General features: G+C 66.6%; 15 protein-coding genes. 7 read left to right on the top strand and 8 right to left on the bottom strand.

Annotation, left to right across the window (positions count from 1 at the left end):
* Positions 1-47: 47 nt before the first annotated feature.
* Complete coding sequence (locus AC3B6C_RS04830) at positions 48-635, bottom strand: HdeD family acid-resistance protein (protein ID WP_014928305.1); 588 nt, start codon at positions 633-635, stop codon at positions 48-50.
* Between the two features lie 107 nt (positions 636-742).
* Between AC3B6C_RS04830 and AC3B6C_RS04835 the strand changes: the two genes are divergently transcribed.
* Both AC3B6C_RS04835 and AC3B6C_RS04840 read left to right on the top strand, forming a co-directional pair.
* Positions 743-1,624: an acyl-CoA thioesterase domain-containing protein gene (locus AC3B6C_RS04835; RefSeq protein ID WP_488375181.1), complete on the top strand. Its 882-nt coding sequence runs from the start codon at positions 743-745 to the stop codon at positions 1,622-1,624.
* Positions 1,625-1,702: 78 nt separating this feature from the next.
* On the top strand, positions 1,703-2,773 hold the full coding sequence (locus AC3B6C_RS04840) for a glycoside hydrolase family 183 protein (protein ID WP_014928307.1): 1,071 nt from the start codon (positions 1,703-1,705) through the stop codon (positions 2,771-2,773).
* A 63-nt stretch (positions 2,774-2,836) separates the two neighbouring features.
* Here the strand turns inward: AC3B6C_RS04840 and AC3B6C_RS04845 are convergent, their stop codons facing one another.
* Positions 2,837-3,679: an alpha/beta fold hydrolase gene (locus AC3B6C_RS04845; protein WP_488375182.1), complete on the bottom strand. Its 843-nt coding sequence runs from the start codon at positions 3,677-3,679 to the stop codon at positions 2,837-2,839.
* 97 nt (positions 3,680-3,776) lie between these two features.
* Positions 3,777-4,475, bottom strand: coding sequence for a TetR/AcrR family transcriptional regulator (locus tag AC3B6C_RS04850; protein WP_488375183.1), 699 nt, complete (start codon positions 4,473-4,475; stop codon positions 3,777-3,779).
* Positions 4,476-4,580: 105 nt separating this feature from the next.
* Here AC3B6C_RS04850 and AC3B6C_RS04855 point away from each other — a divergent pair, with 105 nt between their 5' ends.
* From AC3B6C_RS04855 to AC3B6C_RS04865, 3 genes are all read left to right on the top strand, one after another.
* A complete protein-coding gene (locus tag AC3B6C_RS04855; protein WP_055475669.1) occupies positions 4,581-5,615 on the top strand; it encodes an aldo/keto reductase in 1,035 nt (344 codons plus the stop codon).
* A 167-nt stretch (positions 5,616-5,782) separates the two neighbouring features.
* Positions 5,783-6,325 (top strand): hypothetical protein, encoded by a 543-nt coding sequence (locus tag AC3B6C_RS04860; protein WP_488375185.1) that lies wholly within the window; start codon positions 5,783-5,785, stop codon positions 6,323-6,325.
* Positions 6,326-6,365: 40 nt separating this feature from the next.
* Positions 6,366-6,920, top strand: a complete 555-nt coding sequence (locus AC3B6C_RS04865; protein WP_488375186.1) for a hypothetical protein — start codon at positions 6,366-6,368, stop codon at positions 6,918-6,920.
* 100 nt (positions 6,921-7,020) lie between these two features.
* On the opposite strand, the gene AC3B6C_RS04870 is transcribed toward AC3B6C_RS04865, so the two are convergent.
* The 4 genes from AC3B6C_RS04870 to AC3B6C_RS04885 all read right to left on the bottom strand — a co-directional run bounded on the left by AC3B6C_RS04870 (position 7,021) and on the right by AC3B6C_RS04885 (position 10,227).
* The gene (locus AC3B6C_RS04870) at positions 7,021-7,548 is read right to left on the bottom strand and encodes a nitroreductase/quinone reductase family protein (protein ID WP_488375187.1); all 528 of its coding nucleotides are present in this window, start codon (positions 7,546-7,548) and stop codon (positions 7,021-7,023) included.
* A gap of 154 nt (positions 7,549-7,702) precedes the next feature.
* Positions 7,703-8,344: a DUF305 domain-containing protein gene (locus AC3B6C_RS04875; protein ID WP_488375188.1), complete on the bottom strand. Its 642-nt coding sequence runs from the start codon at positions 8,342-8,344 to the stop codon at positions 7,703-7,705.
* Between the two features lie 102 nt (positions 8,345-8,446).
* Positions 8,447-8,923, bottom strand: coding sequence for a hypothetical protein (locus AC3B6C_RS04880; RefSeq protein WP_488375189.1), 477 nt, complete (start codon positions 8,921-8,923; stop codon positions 8,447-8,449).
* A 17-nt stretch (positions 8,924-8,940) separates the two neighbouring features.
* Positions 8,941-10,227 carry a phosphatase PAP2 family protein gene (locus tag AC3B6C_RS04885; protein WP_488375190.1) on the bottom strand — a complete coding sequence of 429 codons (1,287 nt, stop codon included), beginning with the start codon at positions 10,225-10,227 and terminating at the stop codon, positions 8,941-8,943.
* A gap of 234 nt (positions 10,228-10,461) precedes the next feature.
* On the opposite strand from AC3B6C_RS04885, the gene AC3B6C_RS04890 reads away from it, so the two are divergent.
* A complete protein-coding gene (locus AC3B6C_RS04890) occupies positions 10,462-10,677 on the top strand; it encodes a hypothetical protein (RefSeq protein WP_488375191.1) in 216 nt (71 codons plus the stop codon).
* A 114-nt stretch (positions 10,678-10,791) separates the two neighbouring features.
* Positions 10,792-11,562 carry a deoxyribonuclease IV gene (locus AC3B6C_RS04895; protein ID WP_010843358.1) on the top strand — a complete coding sequence of 257 codons (771 nt, stop codon included), beginning with the start codon at positions 10,792-10,794 and terminating at the stop codon, positions 11,560-11,562.
* 9 nt (positions 11,563-11,571) lie between these two features.
* Here AC3B6C_RS04895 and AC3B6C_RS04900 read toward each other — a convergent pair whose 3' ends face one another.
* A complete protein-coding gene (locus tag AC3B6C_RS04900) occupies positions 11,572-12,123 on the bottom strand; it encodes an Rv2253 family sensor-like surface protein (RefSeq protein WP_488375192.1) in 552 nt (183 codons plus the stop codon).
* Between the last annotated feature and the right edge of the window lie 126 nt (positions 12,124-12,249).

Genomic DNA, 12,249 nt, shown 5'->3' on the forward strand with positions numbered 1-12,249 from the left:
AGGGAAGCTCAACCGGCAGAGGGAAGCTCAACCGGCAGAGGGTGCGATCAGACCGCGGGCTCTCCGGCGGCCGGCTGCTCGACCTTCTTGGGCAGCGTGAGGAGCGTGGCGATCGACAGGGCGACGAGCATGATGCCGCCGACCAGGGCGAGCACCTCGAGCGAGAAGGCGGGCAGCACCATCATCACGATGCCGGCGATGATCGCGACGATGCCCGACAGGATCAGGAACCAGGTCGGGGAATGACCGGACTTGGTGATCGCCGCGTACAGGTCGGCGACGCCCTGGAAGATCCAGCCGATCCCGATGAACACCGCGAGCAGCCACACGGCATCGCCCGGGCTGAACAGTGCGATCACACCGGCCAGCAGCACGATTGCGCCGACGATCCCCAGCATCACCCGGACCCCGGTGCTCAGGAACGACGCCGCGAAGGCCTGGTAGATGCGGAAGATGCCGGCGATGATCAGCGAGATCGCGAACAGCATCGCGACGACGACGATGGTCGGCCCGGGCCACAGGATCGCGACGACCCCGATCACGATGCCGACGATCGACGTGATGATCAGTGCCGTGCGCACGGCACCGACCAGTTCGTCGGGGAAGTGTTTGGTGTACACCGTGGCGAAGGTCATGGTCGGAGGTTATCCGCCGCAGGAGGATCCGGCGCGCTATTCGCGCAGGAGTGGCACAAACCCGACCGTCGTCGTCGACGCGAATGAACACGGGGTAACAAGTAACGATGACCGATATCGCTTACTTCGAGCCGATCAGCGGAACCGGCGGGGCCGACCGCGGGATCCGGTACCGTCCGACCCGCTTCGCCGCCAGCCCGTGGGCACCCGGGACCCTGAACGGTCCGTCGGTGTGCGGCCTCGCCGCGCGCGCGGTCGAGATCGAGTTCGGCGGGGACGAGTTCCTACCCGCCCGGTGCACCATCGATCTCTTCCGGGCCGCGCGCGACATCGTCACCTCGACACGGGTCCGCCCGGTGCGATCCGGCGGACGCATCCGGGTCGTCGACGTCGAGGTCGTACAGCATCCAGACGATGGCGACGAGGTCGTCGTCGCCCGCGGTTCCACCGTGTTCCTGCGCACCTCGAGCAACCCGCCCGGGCAACGGTGGCATCGTCCGGCCGAAACGATCACCTTCCGCCCGCCCGCGGTGGCCGCCGAGGACGACGACCTCTTCCCCCGGTTCGCCTCCGACGCCACGGTCGGCGCCGTCGGCGAGTGGGGACGGGACATGGCGGCTCATCAGAACGCGCACCGCAAGCGACGGTGGTCCCGCGCCGCGCCCATCGTGACCGGGGAGAAACCCACGCCGTTCCAGAGCGCGGTCGTCAGCGCCGAGGCCGCGAGCTTCGTCTCGAACTGGGGCAGCGCGGGCATCGGCTTCATCAACTGCGATCTGACCGTTGCGCTGAGCCGGCTGCCGTCGGGCGAGCGGGTCGGCGTCGAGGCCGACGTCCACATCGAGGACGACGGTGTCTCGGTCAGCAATGCGGGCCTCTACGACGCGGACGGGATGTTCGGGACCGCTCTCGTGACCGCGGTGAACAATGCGGCGGCGCAGATCGACTTCACCACCGTGGACACCTCGGAGCGCTATCGTGAAGCCTGAGGACACACAGCCATTAGGCTCGCGAAGCGCCGTAGTGCACCTCACACATATATCTCAGGTCTTGATAAGGTCACGGCCATGACACGGCGCCTCTCACGGCTCTTCCTGGGTCTTGTCGTCTCCGTATTGGCCCTGGCCTTGACGACCACCCTGGCCGCCTCACCCGCGCACGCCGCCCCGCATGCCAATGGTCCGGCGACCATCGTCAACCGGTTGACCGGCCCGTTCGCGATGAACGACACCATCGGGCGGTTCAACATCGTCGGCACCGATCTCGGTGTCATGTGGGACAACGGTCGCGGCGAGATCCTCACCGCGTTCGGTGACACCCAGTCGTTCAACGGGTGGTCCCTGTTGTACGGCGAGCTCTTCTACTGGCGGTCCAACGTCCTGCTCCGCAGCACCGACAGGCATCTGAACGACGGGATGACGTTCACCTCGCATGCCGGCCGCCCCGGCCATGCGAAGCGTCTGCTGAAGCCGAACGTCCGCCGCGAGGTCACGATCATCCCGACCGCGGGTGTGGCCGCCAACGGCAAGCAGTACATGACCGTGATGTCGGTCAAACGTTGGGACTCGCCCGGCATCTGGACCACCAACTGGGCCGGTCTGGTCTCCTCCGCCGACAACGGGGAGAACTGGCGTGCGGTGAATTCGTTCCGTCCCAACGGGGGCGGCAACAAGAAATTCCAGATGGGCGCCTTCCTCAAGGTCGGCAAGACCATCTATTACTACGGGACGCCCGACGGACGTTGGGGCGGAGTCTATCTCGCCCGCGTCGACGAGAAGGACATCGAGAAGCTCGGGAAGTGGCAGTACTTCTCCTACGGCAATTGGGTACCGAACAACCCCGATGCCGCCACCCCGGTGATGGGCGCGCCGACAGGCGAGCTGTCGGTGCAGTGGAACGACTACCTCGGCAAGTACATCTCACTGGCCAGCCAGGATGTCGGCGTCACCCTGCGCACCGCCGACAAGCCCTGGGGCCCGTGGACTTCCGGCGAGATCGTCGCACCCTCGGTGGACCCGTACACGGGTTACGCACCCTACATCCACCCGTGGTCGAAGGGCAGCACCCTCTACTTCACCTACTCGATCTCCATCGGGTACCAGGTCTACCTGATGCGGCTACCGCTGCGTCGCGGCTGACCTACCACTGCCCACCCCCGACACGTCGGGAGATGGACATCACCGTCCCGTGATCCGGTCGGTTCACGCGAATTCGCCCAGCCAGTCGTCGATGGCTTGGGCGACTTGCGCCGCGGATTCCACGGGGGCCAGATGACCGACGCCGTCGAGCGTGACCAGGTCGGGACGGCCGGGTAGTAGCTGTTGTAACCGGGTGGCTTGCTCGACGGGAATCCATGGGTCGTCGGCGCCCCAACCGATGCGGGTGGGACACCGTACCTGTGACAGTCGTTCCACGACGGGCCTGGTGTGCTCTGGTCGCAGGGCCGCGATCTGCCGATAGAAGCCGGCTTGGCCGTTCCCGCCGAGCCATGGCTGGACGAGCGCATCGAGCTGTTCTGCGGGCAGTCCGTGGGGTATGGCTCCGGCGATGTACTCGCGTACCAGCGCGGCGTGCAGCGCGTCGGGAAGTTGAGCAAACACCTCTGGATGGTCAGCGACCAGGCGGAAGAACGGTGATCCCCATGGATCGAGGGTCACGATGTCCCAGAGAAACAACGATGCATACCCGCAATCGCGGAGTAGATGGGCGCCCAACGCGACCGCACCGCCGATGTCATGAGCAACGACATGCGGCCGGGTAACGCCCCACAACGACTGCACCTGGGCGAATCTCGACATCTGGGTTGCCAGGTCGAGTGGCGCATCGGGGGTGATCGATTGGCCGTATCCCGGCATGTCCCACAGGAACACGCGGCGATCGCGACCGACATGGCGGGCTACCTCAGCCCATACACGCGCAGACCACGGGGTGCCGTGACACATCACAACCTCTCCAACGGCCTGGTGCGTGGGCTCGAAAACGTACGTCGCAACACGTATTCCGTCGACCGTGAGGTAGTGCGGCCGCGGCAGTTCGGTGTCCATGAGTCAGAACTCGACCTCTCTCGGGTATCGGGATTTGGATAGACCGCCACGCACGAACTCAGCGGTGGTTGCTGCACTCAGGAGCGCCAAGAGGGCGTCAGTGCTCTATCGCCTCGGACGCGGGGGGTGTCGTCGCAGCTGCGGGCGAGGTCGGTGCGGCACCGGACCGAGTGAAGCAGTGTGCATGCAATGCCGCAAGTGTGGTGCGTACCGCCAGCTCGGCGGCACTGTCATCGAGTGGTGTTGTGGTGGTGAGAAATTGGTAGTACAGCGGCGATGACAGGTGGCGTACGACGGCTGTCGCGTCGGTGTTTGCGGGAACGTCGCCGCGGTCGATGGCGTCGAGGATCGGTAGCGACCATTCCTCGACGCGTCGCCGGTAGAACTTGGCCAGTGCGGTCTTGGTGTCCCGATCGTGGGTGGCTGCGGCGATCAGCGCAGCGAACAGAGGCCCTTGACGTGGGTGTGTGAGCGTCCGTACGAGCAGTTCGGCGTTGGCGCTCAGGTCGGCGTCCAGATCACCGGTTCGTGTCGCGGACACCGATGCTGTGGCCATGTCATCGAGCAGGTCGGCCACCAGCGCTTGAGGCGTCCCCCACCGGCGGTAGATCGTGGTCTTTCCCACCCCCGCCGACCGAGCGATCGAGGGCAGGTCGATTCCGGCGAAGCCGTGCTCGATGAGCGCGTCTTCAGTCGCGGTCAGCACCGCCTTGCGTACTGCAGCGGTGCGCCCGCCGGGGCGAGCAACGACCGGATGAACAGCGACCTGAGCGGCACTCGGGCGGGACTGAGCCATGACTTCATACTACGACCGCGCACGCCTTATCGGGAACCCAGTTCCCTTTATGGGGTTCGGCAGGTATCGTTGCTAATGGTTCTGTTGTCCCGTTAAGGAGTGGGTATGGAGTATCGGCAGGTGGGCCGTTCTGGTCTGGTGGTCTCGGAATTCGGTTTTGGTGCCGCCACATTCGGCGGACGGGGTGAATTCTTCGGCGCGTGGGGAGACACCGACGTCGTGGCCGCGCGCCGGCTCGTCGATCTGTGTCTGGATGCCGGTGTCACCCTGTTCGACACAGCTGATGTGTACTCCGACGGCGCATCCGAAGAAGTGTTGGGTGCGGCACTACGCGGTCGGCGCGATCGTGTCGTGCTGTCGACGAAAGCCGCGTTGCCCATCGGTGCGGGCCCATCCGATCGCGGGACCTCCCGCACGCGGTTGATCAACGCCGTCGACGCAGCGCTGCGGCGCCTCGACACCGACTGGATCGACCTGTTTCAGCTGCACGCCTTCGATGCCGCCACCCCCCTCGACGAGGTCACCGACACCCTGGACGTGCTCGTGCGCAGCGGCAAGGTGCGCTACACCGGTGTGTCCAACTTCTCGGGCTGGCAGTTGATGAGTTCACTGTCGACCGCCGACCGACGCAACGCCCCACGGCATGTCGCTCATCAGGTGTATTACTCGCTGATCGGGCGCGACTACGAATGGGAGCTGATGCCACTCGCCGCCGCCGAGGGCGTCGGCGCGATCGTGTGGAGTCCCCTCGGTTGGGGTCGGCTGACCGGACGCATACGGCGCGACGCGCCCCTGCCACCGACGAGTCGATTGCATTCCACCGCAGACGCCGGCCCACCGGTCGATGACGAACACCTCTACACCGTGGTCGACGCCCTCGACCACGTCGCCGAAGAGACCGGTCACACCGTCGCCCAAGTCGCCCTCAACTGGCTCAGCCGCAGACCCACCGTGTCCAGCGTGATCATCGGCGCCCGCAACGACTCCCAGCTCCTGGACAACCTCGGCGCGGCCGGATGGTCACTGACCACCGAACAGGTCCGCTACCTCGACGACGCCTCGGCAGTCGAGGCGCCCTACCCCTATTTCCCCTACCGACGACAGGAAGGCTTCGCCCTGCTCAACCCGCCCACCGTGTAACACATGTCCCGGCAGACGCCATGGAGACTGTTCAGCTCGTCGTTCGATCATCGGACGCGGTAACACCCAGCGAGGCGGGGGCGACCATCATCACAAGGGGGTTCGATGTAGCAAAGTCTTGCTGCACTTCCTTCCATCTTTGCTTCTTCAACAGTGAGGACCCACCCATGCTCCACCGCATCCGAGCAACCGCTGCCGGGATCGCCCTGGCCGGCGCCGCAGCAGTATCGATCGCCATCGCTCCGACAGCATCAGCGACCCCAGACCCCGCAACCCCGGTCGCCGCACCGGAATTGACGTTCGCCCTCCCGGCGATCAGCGGCCCGAATGTCGGCCCGGGCTATGTGGGAGGTGGATTGTTTCGCCAAACCCTGGTGACCGCCCGACCCGCCGCCGGATCATCGGTGTCATTCGCGGTCGCCAACCTGGCGCACTACAACACCTTCTACGCCTACCAGTACGTGCAGGTGGCGTGGCGCAACCTCACCACCGGTGCAACCGGCACCGTGGACCTGAGGCACTGGCAGCGACCGAACTTCGCCCCCGGCACCATCCCCCTCACGGGATACCCCTCCACCCTGCCCACCACAGCATCAGCACCGACCGGGGCAGGACCCGTCGTAGCGACCGTGACCGTTCTGCGCGAGCAGTACAGCGGCACCGTGGCCAACAACATCATTCCCGGCCTCAACGCACTCCTCGTGCCCTAACCCCTACGACCCACCACACAGACAGCAAGGGGCACAACCGATGAGGCATATCCGCACACTCACCGCCGTCGCGGCCGCCGCCACGACGCTCGCACTGGCCGGCTGTACCAGCGACCCCACCGACACCCAGTCACCGTCAGCGCCGGGCAGCGCAGCCACGGGCAGCACCAGCACATCGGCGGCCGGTGAATCCACTGCAGCTCCCCGCGGTGCCCCCGGCGCCGAAACCGGCATCGACCCCGGCGTCGATCCCGGCGGCGACGCCCCGGATCAACCGCAGCCCGCCGAGGCGACCGGTCCCACACCCGACCAGGGAGCACCCCCAGCCGCCGAACGCCCTACCGATCCCAACGAACCCTCCGCCGCAGGCACCTACTGCGGCGCCGGCTACAACGGCCTGGCCGTATGGGCCTTCGGACCCGACTGCGCCACCGCCCAATCGGTGTCATCGGCCCTGGGCGCTCAACGCGCCACCGGCGCCCAGTTCCCCATCACCGTCACCGTCGCCGGACAAAATTGGGGCTGCTACCAAGGCGGCACCACCGTGCCCTACATGGAATGCTCCGGCCTCGGCGCCGTCCGACTCACCTCCTGAGACACGTCCCCCCACGCGTCCGAACCGTCTAGGCTGTGGTCGACCCCAGGCGCGCCAGATCCGATTACCACGTGAACACGGCGAACTCCCCGCGCTCAGGTCACGTGGCCAGCGCCCAGCCCTCGCCGGCGATGGTGAGCACGACCAGCGGGATGGGGCGCTCGACCTTGGACTGGAAGTCCGCCAGCAGTGGGTTGTTGGCCAGCACCCAGGCCGCGAACTCGTCATACTCCACGCCTTCGAGCACCTTGCCGGTCCCCTGGTGGGTTTTGTCCCGGAACTCGATCCTGACCTGTGGATTCGCTTTGATGTTGTACCACCATGCCGGGTACTTGTCCTCGATGAACGAGCTCACGTACATGGTGTCGTCGCGGTAACAGGGTCCCAGTGGAGTCGTGTGTGGCTTTCCGCTCTTGGCCCCGGTGGTGGTGAGCAGGATGAGGTCGGTGCCCGTGTAAGCGCCGGCCACCTTGCCCGCGTTCTCCCGAAACTCCTTGATCACATCATCGTTCCAGTTGGCGATGCCGCCCTCTTGTTCCCACGCCTGGTTCCACGGCGCGTTCGGATCGTCATAGTCGGTGATAGTGGTCTGATCGGGCTGTCCTGCAGTCGATTCGGTTTCACTCATGATCCGAGTGTGTCGTCGAGTTAGGACAGTTACGGTCCTAACTCGATTCGATACGAAACTCGTCCTGCCGCCTGTCGGTAGGTACCCACCGACACGTCGGGGCGGTTGACGTCCGTTTCCGAACCCAACCGCCCCGGCGTCGTCTGTGGGGCAATCAGCCCTGGCCGAGCATGCCCTTCATCTGATCGATCTCCGCCTGCTGGGTTCGTTTGACCTCTTGGGCAAGGGCTTTCGTCGCAGGGTCGACGCCGTCGGCGAGTACCGCATCGGCCATCGCGATGGCGCCTTCGTGGTGCCGGATCATGCCCTCGAGCCACAGCCGGTCGAACTCCCCACCGCGTGCGTCGCGTAGGGCGGCCATCTGGTCCGGGGTGAGCATGCCAGGCATCGCGGAGTGACCGCCATGGCCCATGTCCCCGTGGTCGTCGCCTGGCTCGCCCCAACTCTCGAGCCGGTCCTCCATCTGCTCGATCTCGGCGTCCTGGGCCTTCTCGATCGTCGAGGCGAGGGCGATCAATTCCGCGTTGTCCGTTCGGCCCTCGACGAGTTCGGCCATCATGACGGCCTGGCGATGATGGCCGATCATCGTCGAGGTGAATTCGACGTCGGCCTCATTGTGGGCGGCCGACCCGGGCGCGGAGGTCGTCGCCGACCCGGAGGACGAGGTGGCACCGGCCGTGGTGCCACCCGGCGACTCGTCCGGCGAGCATCCGGCGACCGCGATGAGTGCCGCCGCGGTCAGCCCGATTCCCGTCGCTGCCCGAATACGGCGTCGAGATGTGTTGTACGTGTGCATGAGTGAGTTCCTTGCTGCTGTCGGAGTATCCGGCGGGCGCGACGGCCGGCCGGATGGGAGAGATGAGGACAGAGCGGACCCAGCGGTCCGCAGACGCTCATCTCAGCAGCGGATCACCTGTAGTTGCAGATGGGAGTAGATAGCCCACGGCGGTGGCCGACCCAGGACTGTCGTTCGTCGGCGGGCTATGTCAGCGATGCGCGGCAGCGCCGCGAGCGACCAGACGAGGAGGACGAGCACCACGGCCGGGAGATCGACGCCCGCCGCGCGGATGAAGACGCAGTCGTGCGAGTGCTCGCCGCAGTCGTCGGTGTCGGTCATCTCCGGGCCGGCCATCTCCGGCGCGGCGCTCATCGTCGACGACCCGCTGTGCGCCGAATGACCGGCGTGGTGCGACATCCCGATGTCGCCGCCGGATGGCCCGGCCTGAGAATGACCCGCTGCCGAAGCGGACGATGCCGGCGAACCCGCGTGACCCGACACCACCGTGTGCATCAGCATCACGGCGAGAGCGAGCACGAGAACCAGCCCGCGGCGCCGGCGTACGGCACCGCGACCCGTTCCACGGCGGCGGCTCACGGTGCCAGGTTACGAGCTCACGACGCCGGCGTCGACGCCCTGGCGCCGTCGGGGACCGACTCGTCTCCCGACTCCCCCGCAGCCTCTTCGGCAGCCCGGCGTCGTTGTCGTGGGATCAGTATCTTGCGGTCGATGACCAGGTAGGTTGCCACGACCGCGGCGGCCAGCGCCCACCCGAGCACGATGTCGAAGATGTAGTGCTCGGCGGTGTACACCAGGGCGAACGCCATCGCGAAGGCGTAGCCCATGAACAGTGTTTTACCCAGAGCCTTCACGCGTGGCCACATGAAGAGGGCCAGGAGCATCGTCAGACCGGCGTGCAACGACGGGATCGCGGCCACCAGGTTGGACTTGCCCTGACCGACCTCGACGAGGTTCGAGGCGGCGTGGATGTTGAGGAAGCCCCAGCCCCGCGCGGAGATGCGTTCGACGTAGGGATTGGCGTCCGGGTACGCGTTGTCCAGCGGCCCCAGCAGCCCGCCGGGTTCTTTCGCCTCGGGCGAGTACATGCAGATCGGGTCGCGCGGGAAGTCCTGGACCTCGGCCGCGGTGCATCGCGCGGCGGCCCACGGCGGAGCACCCGGGACGAGGGTGTATCCGACGAGGGCGAGGAAGGTCGTGGCCACGAAGCACGCCGCGTAACGTCGCCATGCGGCCCGGTCCTTCAGCCACAGCACCGCCGCGACCGCGTACGGAATGATGAAGTAGGACATGTAGACAACGCTGACGATGACCTCCCACCAGGGCGGGGTCGCCTGCTTGAGGTTCTCCTGCAGCCACGCCGTGGGATTGACACCACCGGTCAGCCAGGCGTCGAAATCGATCGCCAGGTGCCAGTGGGTGGGCATGTCGACGATGCGCGCGACGTCGCGCGTCCAGTCGTAGAGGATCAGGATCAGCGCGAACGGCGCCCAGTCGATGAGGATCGTGATGAACTTGCGCCGGCCGATACAGGCGGCGGCGAGTCCCAGACACATCAGGACGATCAGTCGCGTGCGGTCGAATGCGAGGCCATAGAGCGCGACGTGCACCGCCATGAGCACGACCCAGGCGCCGATCGCGATGCGCCGGACCATAGTCAGATCGCGGCGGCTCTCCGGGTCGGCCTCCATCTCGGCGGCCGCGGCCAAGTCGTCGAGGACCGGATTCACACCCGCGGGACCGGTGTCCTCGCGATCAGCGTCCTCACGTTCGGTGTCCAGCGAGGAGTCGGTCTCGGCGGTCGTCTCGGGATTCTGGCGCTCGTCGCGCTTTGAAGGTCTTCTGCCCGGCTGCGGGACGCCCATCGTCTCGTCGACACTCACCCGACACAACCCCGCCTGTCACACCCCGCAGGGCAACCACCCACTTAACCTGCCGTCAGTGTAATGGCCATCTCTTGTTGGCGAGCGACCCCGACGGTCAGGCATGTCGGATTCGAGTGGTTTCGGCGCGGCGCCGCCCAGCCCACGCGCGCCGACAGCGGTTTTCGCGGACGCCTCGCCCGACGGGGTGTTGTGGATCACACTGGAGTCGTCGATCCCCTGAAGGAGGTCTCGGTGCCCAATCGCTACCTGCGCTACGGCGACCAGCGCTACATCATCAACAAAGAGGCGGAGGCCCGCCTCAACCGCACTCTCGACGCCGTGTACGCCGACGGGACCCGCGGACACGAGTGGCTGAACCTCTATCACGACAGCGCGGCACCGTGCCGGCTCCTCATCGCAGCCGGGGTGCCGATCACCATCGAGACCGAGCCGTGCATGGGTGAGTAGCGGCCCCGGACAGGGGTTCGAGACGACGGGACGAATTCCGGCGCCCACGGCGTGTCCGCCGATCGACATCGACGGGGGCGTCCGACCGTCGGTGAGGACAACTATCGTTGTCGCATGCGCATCGGAGCACATCTTCGCGAGGACGCCGATCCCCTGGCCACGGCCGCCGAGCTCGGGATCGACGTCTTCCAGATGTTCGTCACGGACCCCCAGAGCTGGAAGAAGCCGCAGCCGAACCCCCGCGCGGCGGAGTTCCGCGAATCCGACATCGACGTCGTCGTGCACTCCAGCTACCAGATCAACGTCGCGAGCCTGAACAACCGGCTGCGGATGCCGTCACGCAAGGCCGTCGAACAGCAGGCCGCGGCCGCCGCCGAGCTGGGTGCCTTCGGACTCGTCGTCCACGGCGGGCACCTGCGCGACGGCGAGGACAGTGCCGAGGGATTCGCCAACTGGCGCAAGCTGTTCGACCGCCAGGTCGACAAGGGCGGCTTCGGTGTCCCGATCCTGATCGAGAACACCGCGGGCGGCGACCACGCGATGGCACGCACCCTGGAGTCGATCGACCGGCTGTGGGAGGCCGTCGGCGACTTCGACCAGGCGGGATTCTGCCTCGACACCTGCCATGCCTGGGCCGGCGGCGAAGATCTGGTCGGGCTCGTGGAGCGGGTCCGCCAGATCACGGGCCGGATCGATCTGGTGCACCTCAACAACTCTCGCGACGAGTTCGACTCAGGTCGCGACCGTCACGCCAACCTCGCGTCGGGTCACATCGACCCCGAGGTCCTCGTCGCGGTCGCCGAGGCGGCGGGCGCTCCGGTCATCCTGGAGACGCCCGGGGACGGCATCCCCGACGATCTCGCCTATCTGCGAGAGGCGCTGTAGGCGTTCACCTCACGAGGTCGGAACCCGCACCGGGTAGGCGGCCACGTTCATGACGACCGTCCCTCGGCAGGGCCCGCCGTAGATGGTGGTCCGCCACACACCCTTCAGTGATCCATCGCTCTGGGGCTTGTAGGTCGCGACCGACCGCGCCGGCCGCCACACCTTGGGCACGCCCACCCCCTGCCAGCAGTCCCACTGCCAGCTGTAACGATGCACCCACGAACCGTTCTGCCAGGTGTATCGCGGCGGCTGCGGCAACGTCGGATTGGCCGGCTTGGGACCTCCGACGACGGTCGCGACGCATCGACTGCGCACACAGTCGGTCGCGAAGGTGTAGTCGTCGGAGAAATCCGGTTCGCGCTGTCGGGCCGCGAGGCTGGTCCCGGTCTTGGACGCCGCGAACCTCTTGAGCGAGTACACGCCGTCCCACCTCGGCGCGGGCGCCGCGTCGGCGGGGGCGACGCTGACCAGCAGCCCCGCGGCCAGGGCGAGTACCGCGGCGACGACGCTCGCGGAGACGAGCACGCCGTTTCGGCGTCCGGCGGTGCGGGCTCTGTGCATTCAGTCATTGGAGCGCAGATCGGGCCCGCGCGTCGGCGTTGGGAGATTCTCGTGTCGAAGTCGCCGCCGGCGCAGATCACACATCTTCCGATTGATCAGACCGGGAGTTCGGTCTATTCTGGTGGT

This window comes from Gordonia sp. 11cp (genome assembly GCF_057767225.1).

Bases quoted from the DNA above. Each gene is read 5' to 3' on its own strand.
- AC3B6C_RS04830 (WP_014928305.1), bottom strand. From the start codon at position 635: ATGACCTTCGCCACGGTGTACACCAAACACTTCCCCGACGAACTGGTC.
- AC3B6C_RS04835 (WP_488375181.1), top strand. From the start codon at position 743: ATGACCGATATCGCTTACTTCGAGCCGATCAGCGGAACCGGCGGGGCC.
- AC3B6C_RS04840 (WP_014928307.1), top strand. From the start codon at position 1,703: ATGACACGGCGCCTCTCACGGCTCTTCCTGGGTCTTGTCGTCTCCGTA.
- AC3B6C_RS04845 (WP_488375182.1), bottom strand. From the start codon at position 3,679: ATGGACACCGAACTGCCGCGGCCGCACTACCTCACGGTCGACGGAATA.
- AC3B6C_RS04850 (WP_488375183.1), bottom strand. From the start codon at position 4,475: ATGGCTCAGTCCCGCCCGAGTGCCGCTCAGGTCGCTGTTCATCCGGTC.
- AC3B6C_RS04855 (WP_055475669.1), top strand. From the start codon at position 4,581: ATGGAGTATCGGCAGGTGGGCCGTTCTGGTCTGGTGGTCTCGGAATTC.
- AC3B6C_RS04860 (WP_488375185.1), top strand. From the start codon at position 5,783: ATGCTCCACCGCATCCGAGCAACCGCTGCCGGGATCGCCCTGGCCGGC.
- AC3B6C_RS04865 (WP_488375186.1), top strand. From the start codon at position 6,366: ATGAGGCATATCCGCACACTCACCGCCGTCGCGGCCGCCGCCACGACG.
- AC3B6C_RS04870 (WP_488375187.1), bottom strand. From the start codon at position 7,548: ATGAGTGAAACCGAATCGACTGCAGGACAGCCCGATCAGACCACTATC.
- AC3B6C_RS04875 (WP_488375188.1), bottom strand. From the start codon at position 8,344: ATGCACACGTACAACACATCTCGACGCCGTATTCGGGCAGCGACGGGA.
- AC3B6C_RS04895 (WP_010843358.1), top strand. From the start codon at position 10,792: ATGCGCATCGGAGCACATCTTCGCGAGGACGCCGATCCCCTGGCCACG.
- AC3B6C_RS04900 (WP_488375192.1), bottom strand. From the start codon at position 12,123: ATGCACAGAGCCCGCACCGCCGGACGCCGAAACGGCGTGCTCGTCTCC.